The following is a 24,039-nucleotide window of genomic DNA, read 5'->3' on the forward strand; positions in this document are numbered from 1 at the left end:
CAGCAATAGAAAGGAATCTACATGGAGAGCACGACGATTTCCGGGGTAGTGAAGGGACGGATGTCCACAGCCCGGCGAGTGATGATCATTCCTGCTGTTATGACCGCCGCCGCCGTCACGCTGAGCGCCCCCGGCTACGCCGAGGCCGAGCCGTCGGCGCTACGCAAGCCCGCCATGTCCGCGGACAGCTTGACCACCGCGAATGTCGCGAGAACCATCCCCAGCCGGTACTGCGGCCAGGCCAGAGGATCGGGAGGCTACGTACGCCAGGCGGCACCGTGGAAAAGCGGACAGTACATCCATGTCTCCTCGGTCGTGCACTGCGGCCGGGCTGACATGTGGGGCATCCGGGCAGTCGAAACCCACCTGTCGCAGTATCGAGGGCTCGGCATCTGGCGTGCCAAGGCACGCAAGATCACCCGCAAGAACGGCCGGGCGGCCTATACCGTCACCCACAACCTGAGCTGGAAGTGTTCCGGCGGCAGCCAGCTCTACCGGAACACCACCGCCAATCGCGTAGGTAAGTGGGTGTACCAGATTCACTCCGGGCAGCGACGCATCAGTTGCTGACCAACCCCGCTGCACGACCTCTCCGTCCTCCGGTATGGCGTGACAGGTCACACCGGAGGCGGAGCACAACCCCGCCGGAGAAGTCATGTCCCTTGCCTCCAGACCCATTCTGACCGGGATGACCCTTCTTACCGGGGCGGCAGCCGTACTGGCCCTCTGGCTCTCGGGCGCCATCGCGGCCGGAGAAGATGCGCATTCGGCCGAGAAACGCCGTTACATCGCCGCCGCGGAGGCCGTCTGCCAGGAAGCCGGGCAGGCGGCGAGCACCGAGGGGAACCCGCCGGACAGCCCGCGGGCGGCGGTCGCCGAACTGCGGCGGAGCGCTGCGGCGATGACACAGGCGGCTGCCCGGCTAGGGACCTTGCGGCCACCGCGACCTGACGGTGATGCCATACAGCGACAATTCGTCCTGCCAGCCAACCAGTTGGCTGCCCGCATGAGAAGTTTGGCCGGGCAGGCGGAGGAAGAACTGGCCGAAGGGCGCGGGGCGGAAGCCGTCGCCGTCGTCGAGCGATCGCTGGCCTCCGACGAAGCCGAAACGGCGCTGCGCTCATTCGCCCACGCGTATGGGCTGAGCATCTGCGCAGGAGAGTAGCCGCAGGTCACTTGTGTCAGAGCGGACTGGGGCCGAGCTCGGTTCGGGCCGGCGGGGTGGTTCCCACCCCGCCGGCCCGAATCCCCACAGCGGGACTGACGTGGCAGGCCCGCCGACTGGCACTACCTCCTTGTCACGGGTGCGTCATGGTGACGATGACGATGGCTCCGCCGGCGCGGACGCCGGCCCGGCTCATCTGGCGATGGGTCAGGGACTGGTGCAGGTGGCGGTGGGGGTGGCCGCGGTGCCGTTGGCGGTGAAGCCGAAGGTGGTGGACGAGTTCGCCGCGACGGAGCCGTTGTAGGAGGCGTTGCGAACCGTCGGTCTTCAGGTACGTATCGTAGACCGGCAGCCCGCCGCGCGGCTGCCCTCACCGTTCGCGCCCGGCTGGACGAGACCGTGCCGATGTTCCACCGCGACATCGAGACCCGGCTCGCCGCCACGGCGATCCCTGCGCCGATGACACGGCTGGCCCTCAAATTGGCATGGGAACGCGGCACCCTGACCTACCTCAACACCGCCGGCGGCTGGAACCGCGAGGTACGCACCTTTGCCCTCACCCGCGACGTTTGTCCCGGCCTGGACACCTGCCTGCCCGCCAGCGTGGCCGTCGAGCAGCTGATGAGCGCCTACCTCGACCGATACGGCCCCGTGAGCATCCGCGACGCCACCTGGTGGTCGGGGCTCTCACGGGCCGCGGTGCTGGCCGGCCTCGACCGCGCAGCCGTCAAGCTCGTCGAGGTCCGCGCCCCGTGGAGTACGAGCCGGCTATACATGTCCGCCGAGCGGTTCACCCAGTTCACCGCCGCTCCCCATTGAACGGTCCGGCGTGTCCTCGCTGCGGTGGCTTCCGCGCGCGGCGGAACCGCTTCGGCCGTCGACCGGCTCACGCGGGGGTCCCGCCGTAGAGATCGCGTCTCACCCCGCCTACCTGTGGAACCTCCATGGAAGGCCAGAGCATCTCGTGAGCATCGCGGTCATGAACTGGGTGTGGCAGTACTCGCCCACCTCCGGTAACCAGCGCCTGGTCCTGCTCGCGCTCGCTGACGCCTGCTCGCGGGACGATGGCACCGGGTGCTGGCCCTCGGTCGCGACCGTGGCCCGCAAAGCCAACATCAGCCCGCGCAGCGTTCGGCGGATCCTGGGCGAGCTGGCGGCCGCCGGGCATCTGAAAGTCCGCCGTAGTGCCGGCCCGCACGGCACCAACGGCTACGCGATCATCATGCGAACACCAACCGTGCCACCGACCCCACTGGTGACGATCCGCAGCGATTTCGAACCTGTGTACGAACCTGTGGATTCTGTGGATAACTTGGCCGACCCCGGACACCTTGTCACCCCTGACAGCTTGTCCGGGGTGACACCGGCGACCGCCGGGGGTGTCACCGGTGACAGGGGAGGGGTGACACGGCTGTCCCCCGATCCACCAATGAACCACCAGGAACCACCACCGCCACCCGTGCACGAGCAACCAATCTCAAGGCGGAGGCGCGGGAGCGGTGACACGACCCCTGCCCGGTCCGCTCAGACCGGCCGGCCGCCGATCCGGTGGCCCGAGGGCGGCGGCGGAGGCCAGCCGGACACCGGCAGTCCACAGCCGGGCAGTCCAGAGGAGACCTGCGCCCACCCGATCGAGGTCTTCATCGCCGAACTCGGCCCCAACTGGCCACTGTCGGCCCGTCACATCGACCGGCTCACCCCGCCATCGCCGCCGCGCTGGCCGACGGCTGGCACACGGCCGCGCTGGCCGAACACGTCGGCGCCAACACCACCGGCGTGCGCAACCCCTACGCCGTTCTGACCGCCCGCCTCAACGACCTCCCCGACCTCGCGCGACTACCGCCACCGACTCGATCGAGTCCAGCACACCGGACCGTCATCGAGGCGACCACCCCCGCCTGCCCGCACGGCGACCCCCGCCCTGGCGGATGCGCCCTGTGCCGCCGCGGCATCACCCACCTGGAGACCGCATGAAGATCCGCATCATCGGCCTGCCCGATGAAGTCACCCAGGCCGCCGAGATCATCGGCACCGCCTTCGACGTCATCGAGATCTCCGACCCCTACCCCTGCCGAGGCGCCAGCCGCAACGTTCGCATCTACACCGAGGTACGACCGCCGGAGCGTCCCGCGATCACTCCATCCCAGGCGGGCAGTCCACCGCAGCCCTCCGCGTAGTACGTCGGCCACAGCCCGTTCCATGCAGTTCGCGCCGCAGCAACCACGCAGAGCACGGCCGGCCCCGGCGTCCAAGCCACCAAGCATCGACCGCCGGGGCCGTACTCCCACCGCCCAACTCGATCGGACAGGAGCACGCCCATCATGACCTCCCCCTCCTCTCGCCACCAGGCCGGCACGCACGTGGTACTCCCGCAGGGCGCGCCGCGGCTCACCCCGGCCGCGGCGGCCGAGCTGCTTGAGATCCTGCTGGAAGCTCATCAGGAGTTGCTGAGCAGCCGTCCCGACGCGGCCTGAGCGAAGGAGAGAGCCAGTGGAGGAACCCCTTGCCGTCGATGAAGCGGGCGATGCGCTGACGGCCTTTCATCGGGTCTCCGAGCGGATCATGTACGACGATGCACCGCTGCCTGCGGCGCTGATCGCCCTGTGGCACGACGATCGGATGCTTCTGGTCTTCGACCGGTTTCGTCAGGGCTGGGAGCTGCCGGGCGGCAGGATCGATCCCGGAGAAACGCCGCGACAGGCGGCCGTACGGGAGTTGCGCGAAGAGACCGGTCTTCACATTGAGGACCTGTTCTTCGTCGGATACGCACGCTTCGTACTGGGGGCCGAACGGCGAGAGGAGTACGCGGCAATCTACGTCGCCTGTTTCACGGGGACGCCGGATACCGAGATCAGCGGCTTCGTCCCGAACGATGAGATCAGCGCCATCCGCTGGTGGGACGGCATCGAGACTCTTCCAGGGCGGATCCAGGTGCTCGACGTGCTCCTGGCGCGACTCGCGAAAGACGCGTACCTGGAGAGCCCGCGCCTTGGCGCTCTTCCCGCCCGGGACGGCATCGGAGATGAAGGAGGCCGGCCGCATCGGCAACGCTGATGCTGCTCCAAGCCCCTAGCCACCACCTGTAGATGAAGAGATCGCAGCTGCGAATCAGGAGCCATGGACACCATCCACTTCGCCTTCTATGGTCGGGTCTCCACCGAGGACAATCAGGACCCCGAGTCCTCTCGTGGGTGGCAGCTCACCCGCTCCCGTGCGCTCATCGATTCGCGCGGGGGCGTGATCGTCGCCGAGTTCTTCGATGTGGACAAGTCTCGCTCGATCCCCTGGCAGCGCCGGCCGCACGCGGCCGCGCTGCTGGCTGAGCTGCGCAACCCAGATCGCGGGTTCGAAGCCGTGGTGATCGGCGAGCCGCACCGCGCGTTCTACGGCAACCAGTACGGGCTCACCTTCCCGGTCTTCGAGCACTTCGGCGTGCCGCTTTGGGTGCCAGAGGTCGGCGGGCCGATCGACCCGGGCAACGAGGCACACGACCTCGTCATGAGCGTGTTCGGCGGGATGAGCAAGGGCGAGCGAAACCGGATCAAGATCCGGGTACGGACTGCGATGTCTGCCCAGGCGCAGATGGAGGGACGGTTCCTTGGCGGCCGGCCCCCGTACGGCTACCGCCTGGCCGACGCCGGCCCGCACCCGAATCCGGCTAAGGCCGCCGATGGCCGGCGCCTGCACAGCCTTGAGCTTGACCCAGTGGCCGCGCCCGTCGTCGCCCGGATCTTCCGGGAGTTCCTCGGAGGGCGTGGTCTGTACGCGATCGCCGAGGGGCTGACCGCCGCTGGGGTTCCCAGCCCGGCCGCGCACGATCCGGCCCGGAACCGGCATCGGTCCGGGGTGGCGTGGTCCAAGAGCGCCGTACGTGCGATCATCCTCAATCCCCGCTATACCGGGCGGCAGGTCTGGAACCGGCAGCGCAAGGACGAAGTGCTCATCGACGTCGACGACGTCGGACTCGGCCACACCACCAAGCTCCGCTGGAACTCGGCTGAGGAGTGGGTCTGGTCGGATGAGATCGTCCACCCGCCGATCATCACCGCCGAGGACTTCGCCGCGGTGAAGGAGACGCTCGCCGGACGCGGTGGCCGGCAGACCGGCCGGCGGATCAAGCGCACGGACAACCCGTACATCCTGCGCGGGTTGACCTGTCCGAAAGCGAGACGCTCGCCGCGGCTCGCCGTCAGGTGGCCGAATGCGATCGGAAACTCGCCCAGCACCGGGCTGCCCTGGAGGCCGGCGCTGACCCGGCCGTGGTCGCTGGCTGGATTCGTGAGGAGCAGGCCCGGAAAGTCGCGGCCGAGGCGAGGCTGCGCAGGGCGCCGGCCCGTCGGCGGCGGCTCATGCGGGACGACCTGGCCGAGATGATGCACGCGCTCGGCGGGATGGTGCAACTGCTCGGCCAGGCCGAGCCGGTCAGGAAGGCCCGCCTGTACGCCAAGCTTGGCCTGCGGCTGACCTACCACCCGGGCAAAAGAAAAGTCCTGGTCGGCTCTGTGAGCGACCAGGACCCTATAGGCGAATCGATGGTGTCCGAGGGGGGACTTGAACCCCCATGCCCCGTAAAGGGCACTAGCACCTCAAGCTAGCGCGTCTGCCTATTCCGCCACCCGGACAGTGGTGCCTGCACGTGGGAACGTCTCCCCGCGTCGGCTGCACTAGGTTAGCAAACTCCGGGCAGTGCGTCATACCGGGATTCCCCCGGGTGCTTGAAGGCCATGCTGGCCGGTCTTTCGGCCCGAGGCCCGTACTGACCCCCCGGAACCGGCGGGCAGCCCGAGCTCGAGCCGGCCATGGAGCCCATACTGAGCCAAAGCCGGTACTCACCGTGAAGACTGTACGAAATCGAAGGAGCACATATGACCGCGTTCAAGGGTGAGGACGAGGTCGTTGGGCTGTGCCGCGACCTGATCCGTATCGACACGACGAACGCAGGGGACAACGCGGGCCCGGGGGAGCGGGAGGCCGCGGAGTATGTCGCCGGGAAGCTGGCCGAGGTCGGTCTGGAGCCGCGGATCCTGGAGAGCGACGCCAGGAGGGCCAATGTGGTCGCCCGTATCGAGGGCACGGACCGGAGTCGGGAGGCCCTGCTGCTCCATGGGCACCTTGACGTGGTTCCCTTCAACGCGGGGGACTGGACTCATCACCCGCTGAGCGGGGAGGTCGCCGACGGCTGTGTATGGGGTCGCGGCGCGGTGGACATGAAGAACATGGACGCGATGATCCTCGCGGTCGTCCGGCAACGCCTCAGCGAGGGGCGGAGGCCTCCGCGTGACGTCGTGCTGACGTTCACGGCCGATGAGGAGGCCGGCGGCCATTACGGTGCGCAGTGGCTGTCGACCGAGCACAAGGACCTTTTCGAGGGGTGCACCGAGGCGATCGGCGAGGTGGGCGGGTTCAGCGTCTCCGTCGAGGAGGCCCGGCGGATCTATCTCATCGAGGCCGCCGAGAAGGGCATCGCCTGGATGAAGCTCACCGCCGCGGGCCGTGCCGGGCACGGATCGATGCTGAACGGGGAGAACGCCGTCACCGAGCTCGCTGAGGCGGTCGCGCGGATCGGGCGCTACGACTGGCCGGTACGGCTGACGCCGACGGTGCGGGCCTTCTTCCGCGAGGCCTTCGACCTTGAGCTGGAGGCGGAGGACGCGGAGGCCACGGTCGCGAAGCTCGGCCCACTGGCCCGCATGATCGGCGCCACGCTGCGGAACACGGCCAACCCGACCATGCTCGGCGCCGGGTACAAGGCGAACGTGATCCCGCAGACCGCGACCGCCCACGTGGACGGCCGGTTCCTGCCGGGATACGAGGAGGAGTTCTTCGCCACGGTCGACGAGCTGCTCGGGCCCAACGTGACCAGGGAGTTCGTCTACCACGACATCGCGGTCGAGACGGCCTTCGATGGTTCCCTCGTACGTGCCATGTCCGGTGCGCTGCTCGCGGAGGATCCGGGGGCCCGGGCCGTGCCCTACACGCTTTCGGGGGGGACGGACCTCAAGGCGTTCAGCCGCCTGGGCATCCGGGGGTTCGGGTTCGCGCCGCTGAAGCTGCCCGCCGACCTGGACTTCTCCGGGATGTTCCACGGTATTGATGAGCGGGTACCGGTGGATTCGCTCCAGTTCGGAGTACGGGTTCTTGACCGTTTCCTCGACAACTGCTGACGTGTTCCACGAAAAAGCGTTGCCGTGACTCATGGTGCTGCTACGGTAACTTTCCGTTGAGGGGTTGGTCCATGACCTGCCCTGCGAATGCTGGGCTGGTCGAGAGTTCGGGGAGGTCACGTGGCACGCATGCCGAAAGGGCGGCGGAGGGCTGAGTCGCCCGCCGTCGCTCCGTGCGTGCCCGTTACCGCTTCAGGTGATCAGGCTCAGGCGATCGAAACGCGGGAAGGCCGGATGGCACGGTTCGTGGCCGGCGCCCGGTTCGGTCGTCTGCTGGCCATCGGCGGTCTCATCGCCGTCGGCTGGTTCCTGGGCGTGGTGTTCGGTTTCGCGGGCGCCGCGGCCGCTGATGTCCCCGCTGCTCATATGCCCGTCGTCAAGGCCGTGAAAGCGGTCACGACGGGTAAGGCCGTCAAGGTCATGACGGGTAAGGCCGTCAAGGTCGCGACGGGTAAGGCCGTCAAGGTCGCGACGGGTAAGGCCGTCAAGGTCGTGGAGACCGTGGCGGCGCATGGTTTCCTCTCCACAACGCCTCTTGTCGCTCCCGGGTCGGCGCCGGCCGACGGTTTCCCCACGGTGAGCGACAGCGTCCCGGCGGATGCCGGGGCGATGGCCGGGCGGAACGTCGACGGGCTCACCAGCCAGTCGAAGCCCGCTCTTCCCGCACCATCCACCGCCGATCACTCGGCGGGGGCCAATGGGTTCGTGCCCCGGGGTGGTGGCTCCGGCCCGTTCGGGCCGAGTGTCGGCGATGTCGCGAGGTCCGTCTTCGACCCGCGGCTCATGGTCGCGCCCGCCGAGACGGCGAGTGCACCGGCCCCTGTCGTCCGCACTGCCGCGGACGACCCTTCTTTCTCTCCCGACTGATCCCGCCTCTGTCCCGGTCCTGACCTGCGCGGTCCGGCCGGTTGCGGAGCGCACCGCCGATCTCTTTTCGGGAGTGCCGTCTCCGCGCGGGTGACATGTCATCTCCAGTCTCGCGATGGCCTCGGGCGCCACTGTGCGGTCTGTGCGGTCTCTCATGTGGCACAGCCCTGTGCTCTTCGCGGTCTGTCAGGAACTCCCCCCAAGGATCCAAGGAGCAATCTGTTATGCGTACGTGGGCGAAGGGCTCCGCTCCCGCCGCACTTCTGGCGGTAGGCGTCATTACTCTCGGTAGCGGTACGGCCGTGGCCGACACCTCCGGCAGCGGTTCGGTGGGCGGCGGCAACCAGGTGAACCTGCCGATCACTGTTCCCGTCGACATCAGCGGCAACGCCGTCGGCGTCGTCGGCGAGGCCTCGGCCTCGTCGCGGGGCGGCTCGTCCGTCCAGGGCGGTGGCGGCAACGGAGGCATCCAGGGCGGCACGTCAGGACGCAACAGTGTTCTGGGCGGCAACCAGGTCAACGTCCCGATCACCGCACCCATCAACGCCTGCGGCAACGCCGTCTCGCTGGTCGGGCGTTCCGACGCCGGCTGCCGCGGTGGCGCGTCCGTGAAGAACCCAGGCGGGGGTGGTGGTGGCGCCGGTGGTAACCGTACCGACGGGCGCCACAGCGTCCTCGGCGGAAACCAGGTCGTCGCGCCGATCACCGCGCCCATCAACCTGTGCGGGAACGCGGTGGCGATCTTCGGCGAGGCGACCGCGGGCTGCCGTGGTGGCGCGTCCGTGAAGAACCCAGGCGGCGGTGGCGGCGCGGGTGGCAACCGCACCTCCGGGCGTTCCTCGGTGCTCGGCGGCAACCAGGTCGTCGCCCCCATCACCGCACCGATCAACATCTGCGGAAACTCCGTCGCCCTCATCGGTGAGGCGTTCTCGGGGTGCCGTGGCGGTGCCATCGTCAAGCGCGGTAACGGTGGCAACGGTTACCGCGGGAACGCCCCGCGCCCCGGCTTCGGAGCGGGTGGCAACGACACCGACGGCCGGTTCGGCGCGGGCAGCGGGAATCAGGTCGTCGCCCCGATCAACCTGCCGATCCAGGCCTGTGGCAACGCCGTCGGCAACGCCCACGCCGGCTGCCCTGGCGGCATCAGCGCCCCGCCGGCCGGTCGTGGCGGCGGCGCGGGTGGCAACCGCACCTCCGGGCGTTCCTCGGTGCTCGGCGGAAACCAGGTCGTCGCGCCGATCACCGCTCCCATCAACGTCTGCGGCAACGCCGTCGCCGTGATCGGGGGAGCCTTCGCGGGCTGCCGCGGGGGTGCCTCGGTGAAGGGCGGCGGTGGTCGTGGAGCGGGCGGAAACCGGACGGACGGGCGCTACAGCGTCCTCGGTGGCAACCAGGTCGTCGTCCCCATTACGGCTCCGATCAACGCTTGCGGCAACGCGGTCGCCGTGCTGGGCGACGCCGCCGCGGGGTGCCTCGGAGGCGCGCACGTCGGGGGCGGCGGGCAGCACGGGTACGGCCACTGGGCGCGCAGCTCGGGCCGGGTTCCCACCAGGGCGTCGAGCCTGGGCCTGGTGCCGGAAATGCCGCTGGTCCCCGCGCTGCCCGGGCGGCGTGAGGCGGGCGACCTCACCCACCAGCCGGGTCAGGCGGCTTCGCCCCCCGGCGGGCCGCAGAAGGCGATCGGTCTTCCGGCGCTTCCCGTGCCTGGCGACTCCGCCGGTGCCCAGCAGCCTTCCGCCGGCCCGCTCGACCGGCTCGGCGGGACCGTCAAGAACACTCCGGTCGGCGGTGTCGTCAACAGCCAGATGACCGACAGCCTGCCGATCGGCGCCGTGGGTCTCATGAGCGCGGAGCAGCCGCTGGGGGTCACGGGCATGAACGCCGGTGCGCTGGCCGCCCTGCTCGTCGGCGCGCTGTTCACGGCCTCGGCCACGCTGTTCGCCGGCACCCGCCGCCTTCGCCTCCGCCGGAAGTGACCTTTGCGCACGACCGGTAGACCCCTCCGCCGTGATCGCGCGGTGGAGTCCGTGACCCCTCCGCCGTGATCGTGCGGTGGAGCCCGTGAGACCTTCGCCGTGATCGTGCGGTGGAGCCGCGAGAACTTCGTCGTGATCGTGCGGCGGAGGCCGAGAGACCCTTCGCCGGGAGGTTACGGCGGAGTTGTAGACCCTTCGTCGCATCCTGCGGCGGAGTCATAGACGCTTCGCCGTTGCGAGGACGGCCGCGGTGCTGGGACCGCTGAGCTTTACTCGCACGGCGGAGCACAGAAGCTTTGCCCGTTCCGGGGGCGCGGCCCGGAGCGGGCAAAGCCATGTCCGGGGGGGTTACAGTTGGGTGGGCGGGGATTACAGTGTGCTGGCGACTCGTAGGATCTTGCGGCGCAGCCGTACGTACCGACGGCCATCGGGATACAGCCGCAGGAGGTCCAGCTCCCAATGTCCGTATTCGGCATGCTCAGTAAGAACCCTGCGGGCGGTTTCCCGCGAGGTCCCGCGCGGGAGATACAGGTCCAAATAGGAGTACTCGAGCACAGCGGTTAGTCTCCGAAGGGTGTGCAAGGGGACGCTGGCACTCTATGGGCTCTATTCTGCGTCCTCATGGGTATCGGGTCCAGGTAGGTGGAACACCGGTAAGTGACCGGGTAGTCCGACGGGGAAGATCCCGGCGACGGGTTACCTTCATGCCTGTGACGGATCAGTCGGAGCGCCGCCAACGGCGCCCACACTGGTCGGCAGGAGAACGACAGCGAACAGCGAGGTAGGAAGCAGCGTGCCAGCCAACAACGGCAACGCCGGCGGAACCCGCCTGGTGATCGTCGAGTCGCCTGCGAAGGCGAAGACGATCGCCGGGTACCTCGGGCGCGGCTACATCGTGGAGTCCAGCATCGGCCATATTAGGGATTTGCCCGAAAAGGCTGACGACATCCCCGAGAAGTACAAGGGCGAGGCATGGGCCCGGCTTGGGGTCAACGTGGACAACGAGTTCGAGCCGCTCTACGTCGTCAACCCGGACAAGAAGTCACAGGTGTCCAAGCTCAAGCAGCTGCTCAAGGACGCCGACGAGCTCTATCTCGCCACTGACGAGGACCGCGAGGGCGAGGCGATCGCCTGGCATCTCCAGGAGGTGCTGAAGCCCAAGGTCCCGGTGCACCGCATGGTGTTCCACGAGATCACGCCGCAGGCCATCCAGGACGCGGTGTCGAATCCCCGTGCCCTGAACCTCCGCCTGGTCGACGCCCAGGAGACCAGGCGCATCCTCGACCGGCTCTACGGCTACGAGGTCAGCCCGGTCCTGTGGAAGAAGGTCAAGCCCCGTCTGTCGGCCGGCCGCGTGCAGTCCGTGGCCACCAGGCTGGTCGTGGAGCGCGAGCGCGAGCGCATCGCCTTCACCTCCGCCGCCTACTGGGACCTGCAGGCGCTCTTCGACGTCGGCCGCGACGAGGACCCGCGGAGCTTCAACGCGACGCTGACCGGCGTGGACGGCCGCAAGGTCGCCCAGGGCCGCGACTTCGCCAGCACCGGCGCGCTCAAGAGCCCGGACGTCCTCCACCTCGACGAGCAGGCGGCCGGCGCCCTGGCGCAGCGTCTGGAGAGCTGCTCGTACTCGGTCACTTCGGTCGAGAGCAAGCCGTACACGCGCAAGCCGTACGCGCCCTTCCGGACCACCACCCTGCAGCAGGAGGCGAGCCGCAAGCTCGGCTTCTCCGCGAAGTACACGATGCAGGTCGCCCAGAAGCTCTATGAGAACGGCTACATCACCTATATGCGTACCGACAGCACCACGCTGTCGGAAACGGCGCTGACCGCCGCCAGGAACCAGGCCGTGCGGCTGTACGGCCCTCAGTACGTCCCGGACAAGCCGCGGGTCTACCAGAGCAAGGTCAAGAACGCCCAGGAAGCCCACGAGGCCATCAGGCCCTCTGGGGACGAGTTCCGCACGCCAGGAGAGACCGGGCTCACCTCCGACCTGTTCCGGCTGTACGAGCTGATCTGGCAGCGCACGGTGGCATCCCAGATGAAGGACGCCGTCGGCGAGGCCGTCAGCGTGCGCATCGGCGGCACCTCCAGCACCGGAGAGCGCGTCGAGTTCAGCGCGTCGGGCCGCACGATCACCTTCTACGGCTTCCTCAAGGCCTACGTCGAGGGAGCGGACGATCCCTCGACCGACCGCGACGACTCGGTGAGCCGCCTGCCCAACGTGCGGCAGGGCGACCCGCTGACGGCGCTCGCGCTCGCCGCCGAGGCCCACGCCACGCGCCCGCCGGCCCGTTTCACCGAGGCGTCGCTGGTGAAGGAGCTGGAAGACCGCGAGATCGGCCGCCCGTCGACGTACGCGTCGATCATCGGCACGATCCTCGACCGGGGTTACGTCTTCAAGAAGGGCACGGCGCTAGTGCCGTCCTTCCTGGCGTTCGCCGTGGTCAACCTGCTCGAACAGCACTTCGGCAACCTCGTCGACTACGACTTCACCGCCGAGATGGAGAAGGTCCTCGACGACATCGCCAACGCCCGGGCCGAGCGCGTGCCCGAGCTGCGCCGCTTCTACTACGGCGACCAGGGCGACGACGGCCTGAAGGAGCTGGTCAGCGACCTCGGCGAGATCGACGCGAAAGAGATCAGCTCGTTCTCGATCAAGGACACCGACATCATGATCCGGGTCGGCCGGTACGGCCCGTACCTCGATCGCGACGGCGCCCGCGTCAACGTCCCCGAGGACCTCGCGCCCGACGAGCTCACGGCCGAGAAGGCCGAGGAGCTGTTCAGCCAGCCGAGCGGCGAGCGTGAGCTCGGAACCGATCCGGCCACCGGTCACAGGATCGTGGCCAAGACCGGCCGTTTCGGGCCGTACGTCACCGAGATCCTGCCGGAGGAGGAAGCTCCGGTCGAGGTCAAGAAGAAGACCAAGAAGGATTTGGCCAAGGCCCGTACGAGCTCGCTGCTGAAGTCGATGTCGCTGGACACCGTCACGCTGGAGGACGCTCTCAAGCTGCTGTCCCTGCCCCGCGTGCTGGGCCGGCTCGACGGCGAGGAGGTGACCGCGCAGAACGGCAGGTTCGGCCCTTACATCAAGAAGGGGACGGACTCGCGCTCGCTGGCCTCCGAGGAGGAGCTGTTCACGGTCACCATCGAGAAGGCCAAGGAGCTGTTCGCGCAGCCCAAGCAGCGCGGGAGGGGCCGTGCGGCCGCCGCGCCGCCGTTGCGCGAGCTCGGGGCGGACCCGGTCTCCAAGCAGCCGGTCGTGGTCAAGGAGGGCCGTTTCGGGCCGTACGTGACCGACGGCGAGACCAACGCGTCGCTGCGCAAGGAAGACTCCGTCGAGCAGATCACGATCGAGCGCGCCGCCGAGCTTCTGGCCGAGCGGCGGGCGCGTGGCCCGGCGCCGAAGCGCCCGCGCGCCAAGGCGGGGGCCAAGGCCGGCGCCAAGTGACGACCTCGCGCCGCCGTGGCCGGTAGAACCACCACCGGCTACGGCGGCGCGAAGTTCTGACGCATGTACTCCGCCGTGGCCGGGAGGACCACCACCGGCTACGGCGGCGCGAAGTTCTGACGCATGTACTCCGCCGTGGCCGGGAGGACCACCGGCTACGGCGGCGCGGAGCTCTGACGCCTGTATTCTGCCGTGGCCACCGGCTACGGCGGAAAGGGCGGTCAGGCGAAGAGGGTGCGGCCCCAGTAGTCGCCGGCGTCGCGGAGTCCGGGCGGGCAGGCGAACAGGCCGCTGGAGACATGCTTGATGTACTCGTTCAGCGGGTCCTTACGGCTCAGTTCCATCTGGACCGGGACGAACTGCTTGCGCGGGTCCCGCTGGTAGGCGATGAAGAACAGCCCGGCGTCGAGCCGTCCGAGCCCGTCCGAGCCGTCCACGTAGTTGTAGCCCCGCCGGAGCAGGTGGGCGTTCCCATGCGTCGAGGGGTGCGCGAGCCGTACGTGGGCGTCGATCGCGATGACCGGGGTGCCGTCCGGGTTCTTGGCGGCGAAGTCGAGCTCGTCGAACTCGTGCTTCTTGCCGAGCGGCGCGCCCTCGCCCTTGTCCCTGCCGAAGATCTGCTGCTGCTCGGACAGCGAGGTCCGGTCCCAGGTCTCGATGTTCATCCGGATCTTACGCGTGACCATGTAGCTGCCGCCGCTCATCCACGCGGGCCCGTCCCCGGGGGCGACCCAGAGCTGCTGCTTGAGCATGGAGGCGTCTTCGAGCTTCAGGTTGTTGGTGCCGTCCTTGAAGCCCATCAGGTTGCGGGCGGTGGACTGGGCGCGGGAGGTGGACGACGTACGGCCGAAGCCGAGCTGGGACCAGCGGACCGACACCTTGCCGAAGCCGATGCGGGCCAGGTTCCGCACCGCGTGCACGGCGACCTGCGGGTCGTGGGCGCAGGCCTGGACGCAGATGTCACCCCCGGAGATCTCCGGCAGCAGGTCCTCGCCGGGGAACTTCGGCAGGTCGGCCAGGGCGCCGGGCTTCTTGGCGGCGAGCCCGAAGCGGTCGTCGAACAGCGAGGGCCCGAAGCCGATCGTGATGGTCAGCCCGGAGGCGGGCAGGCCGAGGGCCTCCCCGGTGTCGTCCGGCGGGGCCTCGATCGCGCCGCCGACCGCGCCGAACGTCCCGGAGTCCTTGCCCTGGGTCATCCGAGCGGCGGACGCGGTCCATTCCTGGAGCATGTCGATCAGTTCGTCTCGCTTCTTGGTGATCACGTCGAAGCTGACGAAGTGCAGGCGGTCCTGCGCCGGGGTGACGATGCCGGCCTGGTGCTCGCCGTAGAAGGGCAGGGGATCGGAGGTGGAGGCCGCGGCGGCGGGCTGCGTGCCCTCCATCAGGGCGTTGGTGGCGATGGCCCCGGCCCCAACGGCCGCCACGCTCGCCGCTCCGAGCCCGAACAGCTTGCGGCGGTTGATCTGCGTCACTTCGCCTCCTCGTCAGGGCGTGTCCCGGGCCTGGTCAACTGGCCACCACCGCGGCGACCTTGCTGATCGGCTCGGCCAGAGCGTTGATGGCGTCGGACAGTTCCTTGAGGTCGGCCTTGGACAGCTCGGTGTGGAGCTTCCAGCCGTCGCCCGCCCGGTGCTTGCCGAGGGTGTCCTCCGCCACGGTGAACTTCTCGTCGAGGGTCTTCGCGAGGTCGGGAGCGCGCTCGTCGAGGACGGGACGCAGGGCGGAGACCGCCGCCTGCGAGCCCTCCAGGTTGGCGGCGAAGTCCCACAGGTCGGTGTGCGAGTAGCGGTCCTCCTCGCCGGTGATCTTGCCCGTGGCGACCTCGTCGAGGAGCTCCTTGGCGCCGTTCGCGAGCTTGAGCGGGGAGAGCTTCTCCGAGTTCGCCTTCTCGACGATCTTCTTCACGTCGGCCATCAGCTTGTCGGCCAGGGGGCCGTCCTTGCTGACGTCCTTGGTGATCCACAGGTCCTTCTCGATCTTGTGGAAGCCGGTCCACTCCTCGCCCTTGGCCACGTCACCCTCGCGGGCGTCGATGGCGGGGTCGAGGTCGCCGAAGGTCTCCGCGACGGGCTCGATGCGTTCCCAGTAGGTGCGGGCGATCGGGAACAGCGACTTGGCCTTCTCGATGTCCTCCGCCTTGACGGCGTCCACGAACTCCTGGGTCTTGGTGAGCAGCGCGTCGCTCTGGCTCTTCACGTACCGCTGGTAGTCGGAGGCCGCCTTGGCGAGCTTGACGTCGTCGCTGAGCGGTACGGAGGCGCCGGTGACCTTCAGCGGGTTGCGGATGCCCTTGCCGATCATGCCGGGCTTGCAGGCCGTCTCGTACACGCCCGCGGGGAGCTCGACGATGACCTGACGGGTGAGGCCGGGGACGATGTTCTCCACCTCGCCCATCACGCGGTCCCCGGCGGCGTACACGTAGAACTCGGTGACCTTGCTGCCGCCGTTGGTCACCTCGAACGTCGAGGTCCCGGCGGGCAGGGCGGCCGTGGACACCTTGCACTCGGTGTCCGAGGCGGCGACGGCGATCTTCCCGGGCTTGCCGGCCTGTGCGGCCGTGTCGCCGCCTCCACCGCTCGTCGACGAGCACGCGGTGAGTGCGGCCAAGGCCAGCGCGCCGGCGGTGAGAGCAAGGGGGGTACGCATGGTTCTCCAGTTCAGACGGTCATGTTGACCGAGGTAAGAGGTGCTCACGAGAAGGGGGCTCAGGAGGAGGCGGACGCCGCGGTCGTGGCCTGCGTGGGGGAGGCTCCGGGCGTCTTGCGGGACGGCATGAGGAACAGGACCAGCACGGGCACGAGGTAGGCGGCCCAGGCGATGGTCTCGAGGATGGTGGGCTGCGGAGTGAAGTTCAGGATGCCGCTGAGCAGGGTGGTGTACCAGGCGTCCGGGGGCAGAGCGCCGGTCAGGTCGAAGGCCGGAGCGGTCAGCACGCTCACCACGCCCGCCTCGATGAGGTCGTGGACGCCGTATTTGAAGATGCCCGCGGCGACCAGGATCAACAGCAGGCCGGTCCAGGTGAAGAACTTGCCGAGGTTGATGCGCAGCGCGCTGGCGTACAGGCCCCAGCCGAGCACGACGGCGGTGAGCAGGCCCAGGCTGATCCCGATGAGCGGGGAGGCGCTGCTGGTGGCGCCCTGGGCGGCGGCGAAGAAGAGCAGCGCGGTCTCCAGGCCCTCGCGGGCGACGGCGAGGAAGGCCATCACGACCACGGCGCCCGCGCCGAGGTTCAGCGCCTCGCTCAGCTTGACCCGAAGGTCGCCCGACAGGCGCCGGGCCGCCGTCCGCATCCAGAAGATCATGAAGGTGACGAACACGGTGGCGGCGATGGAGGTGATCGCGTCGAACAGCTCGTGCTGGCGGGAATCGAGCTGGGCGGCAGTGAAGGTGAGCAGTGCGCCGAACCCGATGGACAAGGCCACGGCGGCGCCGACGCCGCCCCAGACGAGGGGCAGCCTGTCCCGGCGATCGCTCTTGACGAGGAAGGCGACAAGGATGGACACGACAAGGGTCGCCTCAAGGCCCTCGCGCAGACCGATGAGATAGCTGGCGAACACTGTGGTCTCCCCTGACAGTTGCTTAGCCTCGCCTAAATTAGGACAGGATTACCTTAGCCTTGGCAAGGGTGTGACTTGAGGTCGGTACCACGTTTCCGGATTTCGTCTCGGGGAAACCGTCCGGCGCCTGAGCGACGGGGGGTTCGCCGCCTTCCGCGGCGACCCGTTCCGCAGGGCTCGCCGGCCGGTGAGTGTTCGTTGTCCCCAGGCAAGGGGCGCTTGCCTTGGAGTGACGACCCGGGCGCTCCATCTGTCGCCACGGGCGGGGCCCGGGGGGTCCACGGGTCACCGCGAGTGATGCCTCGGCACCTTCCAATATGGGATCATTCCGACCTTTCGCTGCATGTTCCCTGCGAGGGATGTCAGGGAGGTAATACGCTCGGGAGAGGAGCGGGCAGGCACATTCGTCCTGCCTTCGATCCGCCCCAGCCCAGCGAGCACCTGGATACGCTGACATCATGACCACCTCCGGCCGGTCCGCCGCGCGTCGTAAACCCCCTCACGTGCTGGCGAACGCGCCATTCCGCCGGCTGTGGACGGCCATGGCGGTCTGCAGCCTGGGCGACTGGCTGAACATCATCGCGATCACCGCCTTCGCGGCCTACCTCACCCGCGGTTCGGGGTACCAGGCGCAGAGCCTCGCAATCGGCGGCGTCTTCGTCGTCAAGATGCTGCCCGCGATCCTGCTCGGGCCCCTCGCCGGTGCGTTCGCCGACCGGTTCGACCGGCGCCTGACCATGTTCTTCAGCGACCTGCTGCGGTTCGCGCTCGTCCTGTCGATCCCGCTGGTCGCCAGCTACCAGTGGATCATCATCGCGACGTTCCTCGTGGAGTGCGTGAACCTCTTCTGGGTTCCGGCCAAGGACGCGACCGTGCCCAACCTCGTTCCCAAGGAGCGGCTGGAGGAGGCCAACCAGCTCAACCTGCTGGTGACCTACGGCACGGCACCGGTCGCCGCCGCGCTGTTCGCCGTACTGTCGGTGACCGTCGAGGTGGTCGGCAAGGCCGTCCCGAACCTCGCGTTGGAGCCCGCGCTCCCGGCGCTGACGATCAACGCCGTCGCGTACCTCGTCTCCGCGTTCCTGATCTTCACGCTTAAGAGCATCCCCAAGGACCACACCAGGGTCTCCACGCCGTCGATGCTGCGGCAGATCATGGACGGGTGGCGCTTCGTCGGCGGCAACCGCATGGTGCGCGGGCTCGTCATCGGGATGCTGGGGGCGTTCGCCGCGGGTGGCGCGGTCATCGGTGTCGCCAAGGTGTACGTCGTGGCGCTCGGCGGTGGGGACGCCGCGTACGGCATGGTCTTCGCCGCGGTCTTCATCGGCATGGCCCTCGGCATCTTCTTCGGCCCGCGCCTGCTGCGCGAGCTGTCGCGGCGGCGCCTGTTCGGGCTGGCGATCGTCACCGCCGGCGGCGTGCTCGCCGCGACCGCGCTCATCCACAACCTGGTGATCGTGGTCATGCTGGTCGTCGTGCTCGGCGCGTGCGCGGGCATCGCCTGGATCATCGGATACACGCTGATCGGGCTGGAGGTCGAGGACGGCCTCCGTGGCCGTACGTTCTCCTTCCTCCAGTCGCTGGCCCGGGTCACCCTTCTGCTGGTCGTCGCCGTCGCCCCCGCCCTCGCCGGCCTGTTCGGCGAGCACCGCCTCTCCATCGGCGCCGGGGTGGCCTACCGCTTCGACGGCCCCAACCTCGTCATGCTGATCGGGGCGCTGGTCGCGGTCGTCGTCGGCCTGCTCTCGCTGCGGCACATGGACGACCGGCGTGACGTGCCCATCGGATCCGACCTGATGGCGGCCCTGCGGGGCGAGCGCTTCGTCCCGGAGACCGCCGACCAGTCACGTGGCATGTTCATCGCCTTCGAGGGAGGCGAGGGGTCCGGCAAGACCACCCAGTCGCGGCTGATCGCCATCTGGCTGCGTGACCAGGGCTTCGATGTCGTGCAGACCCGTGAGCCGGGTTCCACCAAGGTCGGCATGCGGCTCCGGGCGATCCTGCTCGACTCGGCGCACCAGGGGCTGTCCGCGCGCTCGGAGACCCTGCTGTACGCCGCCGACCGCGCCGAGCATGTCGAGAAGGTCATCCGGCCGGCGCTCGAACGCGGAGCGATGGTCACCTGCGACCGCTATGTCGACTCCTCGCTCGCCTACCAGGGCGCCGGCCGCGAGCTGGAGGCGCAGGACGTCGCCAAGGTGAACTCCTGGGCGACCGGCGGGCTGGTTCCCGACCTGACCGTGCTGATCGACGTGCCGCCGTCGGTCGGGCTCGCCCGGCTGGGCTCGCCGGCCGACCGCATCGAGTCGGAGCCGCTCGAATTCCACGAGCGGGTCCGCCGCGAGTTCCGGGCGCTGGCCGCCGCCGACCCCGACCGCTACCTCGTCGTGGACGGCACTCAGCCGCAGGAGCAGATCTCCCTGCTGATCCAAGATCGCATCCGCGAGATCCTCCCCGACCCGGTCCCGCAGGAGACCGAGGCCATCACGGGCACGATGCCCGCCATCCGCGACTAACCTGGCGAGCGTGACAGTCTTCGACGACCTGGTGGGCCAGGAGCATGCCGCGGCCGTGCTCCAGCGCGCCGCGGCGGCCGGTGCCGAGGCCATCGCCGGAGGGCGGGGCGCGGGCATGACCCACGCATGGCTGTTCACCGGCCCGCCCGGGTCAGGACGGTCCGAGGCGGCCCAGGCCTTCGCCGCCGCCCTCCTCTGCCCCGACCAGGGCTGCGGCCACTGCGACATGTGCCACCAGGTCAGCGTCGGCTCCCATCCCGACGTCGAGACCGTACGGCCGCAGGGGCTGTCGTACAGCGTCAAGCAGACACGTGAGCTGGTGCTGCGGGCCTCGGGCGCGCCCACTCTCGGGCGGTGGCGCGTCATGCTGTTCGAGGACGCCGACCGCGCCACGGAGGCAGCCGCCAACGCCCTGCTCAAGGCCATCGAGGAGCCGCCGCCTCGCACGGTCTGGCTGCTGTGCGCGCCGTCTCCGGACGACATGGTGATCACCATCAGGTCCCGGTGCCGGGTCGTCACGCTCCGCACGCCCTCCACGGCGGCGATCGCCCACATGCTGGCCACCCGTGACGACGTGCCCGCCGAGATGGCCGAGTTCGCCGCACGGGCCACTCAGGGGCACGTCGAGCGGGCGCGGCGGCTCGCGCTGGACGAGGAGGTGCGGCGCCGGCGGGAGGCCGTCCTGTCGCTGCCGCGCTCGCTGACCGGCGTGGGCGAGTGCGTCGACGCGGCCGAGCGCCTGGTCAAGACCTCCTCGGAAGATGCCCAGGACGCGACCAGCCACCTCAACGACGCGGAGACCAGCGAACTGCGCAAGATCTACGGCGAGGGGTCGACGGGCAAGGGGCTCAACAAGGGGCTGGTCCGTGGCGGCGCGGGCGCGATGAAGGAGCTGGAGGACCGGCAGAAGTCGCGGGCGACCCGCATCAAGCGCGACTCGCTCGACGTGGCGCTGCTCGACTTGGTCGCTTTCTACCGTGATGTGCTGGCCGTGCAGTTCGGAGCCCAGGTCGAGCTGTCCAGCGACGACCGCAGGGCCGACCTTGCGGCGCTGGCGCGATCGAGCAGCCCTGAGGACACTTTGCGGCGCATCGACGCGATCATGCTGTGTCGTGAGCGGCTGGCCGCGAATGTGAACCCGCAGATCGCGGTCGAGGCGATGACGATCTCGTTGTGGCGTCCACGGCTGTGACGCTGTGTTGCGGGGGTTTGCGCTAAGGCTGGGTGGTTGATCCAGACTTATTGATGTCCCACCCGGCAAGCGTTTGATCGGGCTAGACGTGGCTTCCCACCCGGGTTGTGACATCCCTCAACCGCTTCGAGGGATGGACAAGCGTCGCCGTCTGCGTGCTCACTATCTTGCCGCTCCCGAAGGAGATGTCACCACCTGGGTGGGAAGCCTCCCCTTGCCCCGTCAAATGCATGCCGGGTGGGCCGTCACACGTTGGACCACCACTAAGCCAACACACCTACGGCACAAACCTGTGCGCCCGATCGATCACCGACCAGTCGGGACGCCCTTTTCGCGGTGTCCCTTCACGCCACCCGCAGTGTCCGTTCACGCCGCCCGAGCCCCGGACCCCCTCGCGGTGCCCCTTTCGCGCTGCCCGAGCGGGGGACCTCCCCCTTCTCGGTGTCCCTTCGTGCCGCCCGAGCCCCAGACTCCCCTCGCGGTGGCCAGGGACCGCCGGGACGTCCGTATCGCTCAAGTGCCAGCCACGCCGGGCCGGTATTGCCCTCCAGAACCGGTCTGCGCGTAATGTGGGGCCCGGGCGCGTCAGCGTGGGCCGTACCGGCGAGGAAGCGGAGGGGTTCCATGGGCATGATCATGGCCGTGAGCTTTACTCGCTACGGCAGGTTGTACTACCTCGACCCAGGCGGCCACAGTCCAAAGGTCGGCGACAAGGTTCTGGTGCCGACGGACGCCGGAGCCGAGGTGGCCGAGTGCGTGTGGGCGCCGCAGTGGGTGAGCGAGGACATCGACGGCCTGCCGGTCTGCGCGGGTATCGCCGGCGAGGAGCACCTGGGGCGTGACGAGGGGAACCGCCGGCGCCGCGCCGAGGCCCGCAGCGTGTCCAAGCGCCTGATCAAGAGGCACGAGCTGCCCATGAAGATCGTCGGCGTCGACTACCTCGACGCCGACAACATCTACACGGTCTACTTCTCCGCTCCGCACCGGGTCGACTTCCGCGCGCTCGTACGAGACCTCGCGCGTAACCTGCGCGCCAGGGTCGAGTTACGGCAGATCGGGCCGCGCGACGAGGCGCGGCTCCAGGGCGGCATCGGCCCCTGCGGCCGTGACCTCTGCTGCGCGACGTTCCTCAAGGACTTCGAGCCGGTGTCGGTCCGCATGGCAAAGGACCAGGACCTTCCGGTCAATCCGCTGCGCATCGCGGGTGCCTGCGGGCGTCTGATGTGCTGCCTTAAGTACGAGCACCCGTTATACCAGGAGTTCCGGGCGTCGGCGCCGCGCGTGGGGGTCGCGGTGGACACCCCGGAGGGCGCGGGCACCGTGGTCGGGCACAACGTGCCCTCCGACTCGGTCGTCGTGCGGCTGAACGACGGGGGACGCAGGTGCGCCTGCTCGCGAGCGAGCGTGTGCGCACCGCGCAAACAGCACGATGAGAAGTACGGCGGGCTGGAATCCGTCGAGGAGTGAGAGCCCAGTTGGGCGGGGTACAACCAAAGCGCCGCGCGGTTGATCAACCGGCAGGCGTACTACAACGGGGGACAGGGGTCGGCGCATGATGCGCTTTTCCGGCGCTAGCCGTACGGCTACCGCTCTTCTCGCGGCGACGCTGATCGCCTCGGCGTGTTCCGCCACAGGAGACGCGGACCATTCAACAGACGGATCGCGGCCGGCTGATCCCCCGGCCGCCACCCAGGCCGGTGAGGCCGCCACCAAGGCTCCCTCCGCGGCGCTGGCGCCGTTCTACACGCAGAAGATCCAGTGGACGCCCTGTAAGGACAACTTCCAGTGCGGCCGGCTGGCCGTCCCGCTCGACTACGCCAACCCCGGCGGCGAGCGCATCCAGATCAGCGTCGTCCGGCTCCCTGCGACTGGTGCCCAGCGGGTGGGGTCCATCCTGCTCAACCCGGGAGGTCCGGGCGGCTCCGGCATCGCATACGCCCGGGCGGCCAAGACCGTGCTCAGCCCCGCGGTCCTCTCCCGGTTCGACACCGTGGGCTTCGATCCGCGAGGCGTCGGCCAGTCCTCGCCCGTCCGCTGCCTCTCCGGCCCCGAGCTCGACAAGTTCATCGGCCTGGACGGCACCCCTGACAGCTCCGCCGAGGTCGCCGCGCTGGCCAAGGGCGCCAAGGATTTCGCGGAGGGGTGCGAGGCCAGGTCGGCCAAGCTCCTCCCGCACGTCGGCACGGCCGACGCCGCCCGCGACATGGACGTCCTGCGGGCGGCCCTCGGTGACCAGGGCCTGACCTACCTCGGCAAGTCGTACGGCACCTACCTGGGCGCGGTCTACGCCGACCTGTTCCCCAAGAAGATCCGGGCCATGGTGCTGGACGGGGCCATCGACCCCTCGCTCCCACCGGTGCCCTCGGTCAACGCGGCTCAGGCACGCGGCTTCGAGGTGGCGTTCCGCTCCTTCCTCGCCGACTGCTTCAAGGAGTCCTCGTGCCCGTTCGCCGGCCGGAACACCGACATGGCTCAGTCCCAGCTGGCGAACCTGCTGAAGGCGGCCGACCAGCATCCGCTGCGTAACAACACCGGCGACGGGCGGAAGATCGACGAGTCCTGGACGACACTCGGCATCGTCACGGCCCTCTACGACAAGCGCTCGTGGCCGGTGCTCCGGGCCGCCCTCGGACAGGCCTTCCGGGGTGACGGCACCACGCTGCTGAAGCTCGCCGACATCCTGGTCGATCGCGACCAGAACGGCACCTACTCCAACCAGACCGAGGCCAACATGGCCGTCAACTGTGTCGACCATCCCTATCCCCACAAGATCTCGGCGTACGAGGAGGCGGCGCGGGCGGCACAGAAGGAGTCCCCGCTGTTCGGGTCGTACGTGATGTGGGGGTCACTGCCGTGCGAATACTGGCCGGTCAAGCCGACGGGGACCGACAAGCCCCTGAAGGCCGCGGGGGCACCCCCGATCCTGGTCGTCGGCACCCAGCGCGACCCGGCGACGCCGTACGAATGGGCGAAGGCGCTGGCCACGCAGCTGTCCTCCGGCGTCCTCCTCAGCTACGACGGTGACGGCCACACGGCCTACCGCACCGGCTCCACCTGCATAGACCAGGCGGTCGACCGCTACGTGATCTCCCTGACCGCCCCCAGCAACGGCACCCTCTGCCCAAAGGTGACCTGACCTGCCCGCAACGCT

General features: G+C 69.0%; 19 protein-coding genes, 1 tRNA gene and 2 pseudogenes. 16 read left to right on the plus strand and 6 right to left on the minus strand.

All coding sequences use genetic code 11. The annotated features are described in order from the left end of the window. Nucleotides 1-21 precede the first annotated feature (21 nt). Nucleotides 22-570 carry a hypothetical protein gene (locus tag ABD810_RS03130; RefSeq protein WP_344933912.1) on the plus strand — a complete coding sequence of 183 codons (549 nt, stop codon included), beginning with the start codon at nucleotides 22-24 and terminating at the stop codon, nucleotides 568-570. Nucleotides 571-655: 85 nt separating this feature from the next. Next, nucleotides 656-1,165, plus strand: coding sequence for a hypothetical protein (locus tag ABD810_RS03135; RefSeq protein ID WP_344933915.1), 510 nt, complete (start codon nucleotides 656-658; stop codon nucleotides 1,163-1,165). Between the two features lie 207 nt (nucleotides 1,166-1,372). Here the strand turns inward: ABD810_RS03135 and ABD810_RS40925 are convergent. Further along, a pseudogene (locus ABD810_RS40925) lies at nucleotides 1,373-1,441 on the minus strand (hypothetical protein); the annotation flags it as partial. Between the two features lie 78 nt (nucleotides 1,442-1,519). On the opposite strand from ABD810_RS40925, the pseudogene ABD810_RS03140 reads away from it, so the two are divergent. The 6 genes and pseudogenes from ABD810_RS03140 to ABD810_RS03160 form a co-directional block, all read left to right on the plus strand. Next, nucleotides 1,520-1,984: pseudogene (locus ABD810_RS03140) on the plus strand (DNA glycosylase AlkZ-like family protein); the annotation flags it as partial. A 160-nt stretch (nucleotides 1,985-2,144) separates the two neighbouring features. Then, nucleotides 2,145-2,966, plus strand: a complete 822-nt coding sequence (locus tag ABD810_RS40930) for a helix-turn-helix domain-containing protein (protein WP_425566858.1) — start codon at nucleotides 2,145-2,147, stop codon at nucleotides 2,964-2,966. A gap of 169 nt (nucleotides 2,967-3,135) precedes the next feature. Beyond that, the gene (locus tag ABD810_RS03145) at nucleotides 3,136-3,342 is read left to right on the plus strand and encodes a hypothetical protein (RefSeq protein WP_344933918.1); all 207 of its coding nucleotides are present in this window, start codon (nucleotides 3,136-3,138) and stop codon (nucleotides 3,340-3,342) included. Nucleotides 3,343-3,486: 144 nt separating this feature from the next. Further along, a complete protein-coding gene (locus tag ABD810_RS03150; protein WP_344933920.1) occupies nucleotides 3,487-3,639 on the plus strand; it encodes a hypothetical protein in 153 nt (50 codons plus the stop codon). 16 nt (nucleotides 3,640-3,655) lie between these two features. After that, nucleotides 3,656-4,219, plus strand: coding sequence for an NUDIX hydrolase (locus tag ABD810_RS03155; RefSeq protein WP_344933923.1), 564 nt, complete (start codon nucleotides 3,656-3,658; stop codon nucleotides 4,217-4,219). Between the two features lie 63 nt (nucleotides 4,220-4,282). Further along, nucleotides 4,283-5,539, plus strand: a complete 1,257-nt coding sequence (locus ABD810_RS03160; RefSeq protein ID WP_344933925.1) for a recombinase family protein — start codon at nucleotides 4,283-4,285, stop codon at nucleotides 5,537-5,539. A 159-nt stretch (nucleotides 5,540-5,698) separates the two neighbouring features. On the opposite strand, the gene ABD810_RS03165 is transcribed toward ABD810_RS03160, so the two are convergent. Then, a tRNA-Leu gene (locus ABD810_RS03165) sits at nucleotides 5,699-5,787 on the minus strand. A 243-nt stretch (nucleotides 5,788-6,030) separates the two neighbouring features. Here ABD810_RS03165 and ABD810_RS03170 point away from each other — a divergent pair. The 3 genes from ABD810_RS03170 to ABD810_RS03180 all read left to right on the plus strand — a co-directional run bounded on the left by ABD810_RS03170 (nucleotide 6,031) and on the right by ABD810_RS03180 (nucleotide 10,172). Next, on the plus strand, nucleotides 6,031-7,329 hold the full coding sequence (locus ABD810_RS03170; protein WP_344933927.1) for a M20/M25/M40 family metallo-hydrolase: 1,299 nt from the start codon (nucleotides 6,031-6,033) through the stop codon (nucleotides 7,327-7,329). Nucleotides 7,330-7,563: 234 nt separating this feature from the next. Beyond that, a complete protein-coding gene (locus ABD810_RS03175; RefSeq protein ID WP_344933929.1) occupies nucleotides 7,564-8,196 on the plus strand; it encodes a hypothetical protein in 633 nt (210 codons plus the stop codon). 224 nt (nucleotides 8,197-8,420) lie between these two features. Then, nucleotides 8,421-10,172, plus strand: a complete 1,752-nt coding sequence (locus tag ABD810_RS03180) for a chaplin family protein (protein WP_344933931.1) — start codon at nucleotides 8,421-8,423, stop codon at nucleotides 10,170-10,172. A gap of 369 nt (nucleotides 10,173-10,541) precedes the next feature. On the opposite strand, the gene ABD810_RS03185 is transcribed toward ABD810_RS03180, so the two are convergent. Continuing rightward, a complete protein-coding gene (locus ABD810_RS03185; protein ID WP_262847182.1) occupies nucleotides 10,542-10,727 on the minus strand; it encodes a DUF5703 family protein in 186 nt (61 codons plus the stop codon). 238 nt (nucleotides 10,728-10,965) lie between these two features. Here ABD810_RS03185 and topA point away from each other — a divergent pair, with 238 nt between their 5' ends. Continuing rightward, nucleotides 10,966-13,623 carry a type I DNA topoisomerase gene (gene topA, locus ABD810_RS03190; RefSeq protein WP_344933935.1) on the plus strand — a complete coding sequence of 886 codons (2,658 nt, stop codon included), beginning with the start codon at nucleotides 10,966-10,968 and terminating at the stop codon, nucleotides 13,621-13,623. 221 nt (nucleotides 13,624-13,844) lie between these two features. Here topA and efeB read toward each other — a convergent pair whose 3' ends face one another. The 3 genes from efeB to efeU are packed head-to-tail and all read right to left on the minus strand — an operon-like array spanning nucleotide 13,845 to nucleotide 17,180. Continuing rightward, nucleotides 13,845-15,095 (minus strand): iron uptake transporter deferrochelatase/peroxidase subunit, encoded by a 1,251-nt coding sequence (gene efeB / locus ABD810_RS03195; protein ID WP_344933937.1) that lies wholly within the window; start codon nucleotides 15,093-15,095, stop codon nucleotides 13,845-13,847. A 34-nt stretch (nucleotides 15,096-15,129) separates the two neighbouring features. Then, the gene (gene efeO / locus ABD810_RS03200) at nucleotides 15,130-16,269 is read right to left on the minus strand and encodes an iron uptake system protein EfeO (RefSeq protein WP_344933940.1); all 1,140 of its coding nucleotides are present in this window, start codon (nucleotides 16,267-16,269) and stop codon (nucleotides 15,130-15,132) included. Between the two features lie 59 nt (nucleotides 16,270-16,328). Continuing rightward, nucleotides 16,329-17,180 (minus strand): iron uptake transporter permease EfeU, encoded by an 852-nt coding sequence (gene efeU, locus ABD810_RS03205; protein ID WP_344933943.1) that lies wholly within the window; start codon nucleotides 17,178-17,180, stop codon nucleotides 16,329-16,331. A gap of 458 nt (nucleotides 17,181-17,638) precedes the next feature. Here efeU and tmk point away from each other — a divergent pair, with 458 nt between their 5' ends. The 4 genes from tmk to ABD810_RS03225 all read left to right on the plus strand — a co-directional run bounded on the left by tmk (nucleotide 17,639) and on the right by ABD810_RS03225 (nucleotide 24,024). Then, a complete protein-coding gene (gene tmk, locus ABD810_RS03210) occupies nucleotides 17,639-19,696 on the plus strand; it encodes a dTMP kinase (protein ID WP_344933946.1) in 2,058 nt (685 codons plus the stop codon). Between the two features lie 10 nt (nucleotides 19,697-19,706). Next, the gene (locus tag ABD810_RS03215; protein WP_344933949.1) at nucleotides 19,707-20,888 is read left to right on the plus strand and encodes a DNA polymerase III subunit delta'; all 1,182 of its coding nucleotides are present in this window, start codon (nucleotides 19,707-19,709) and stop codon (nucleotides 20,886-20,888) included. Nucleotides 20,889-21,518: 630 nt separating this feature from the next. Continuing rightward, the gene (locus ABD810_RS03220; protein WP_344935389.1) at nucleotides 21,519-22,355 is read left to right on the plus strand and encodes a PSP1 domain-containing protein; all 837 of its coding nucleotides are present in this window, start codon (nucleotides 21,519-21,521) and stop codon (nucleotides 22,353-22,355) included. Nucleotides 22,356-22,440: 85 nt separating this feature from the next. After that, the gene (locus ABD810_RS03225) at nucleotides 22,441-24,024 is read left to right on the plus strand and encodes an alpha/beta hydrolase (protein ID WP_344933952.1); all 1,584 of its coding nucleotides are present in this window, start codon (nucleotides 22,441-22,443) and stop codon (nucleotides 24,022-24,024) included. The last annotated feature ends 15 nt before the right edge of the window (nucleotides 24,025-24,039 follow it).

It is taken from the genome of Sphaerisporangium flaviroseum, from assembly GCF_039537005.1.
Taxonomy (GTDB): Bacteria; Actinomycetota; Actinomycetes; order Streptosporangiales; family Streptosporangiaceae; genus Sphaerisporangium; species Sphaerisporangium flaviroseum.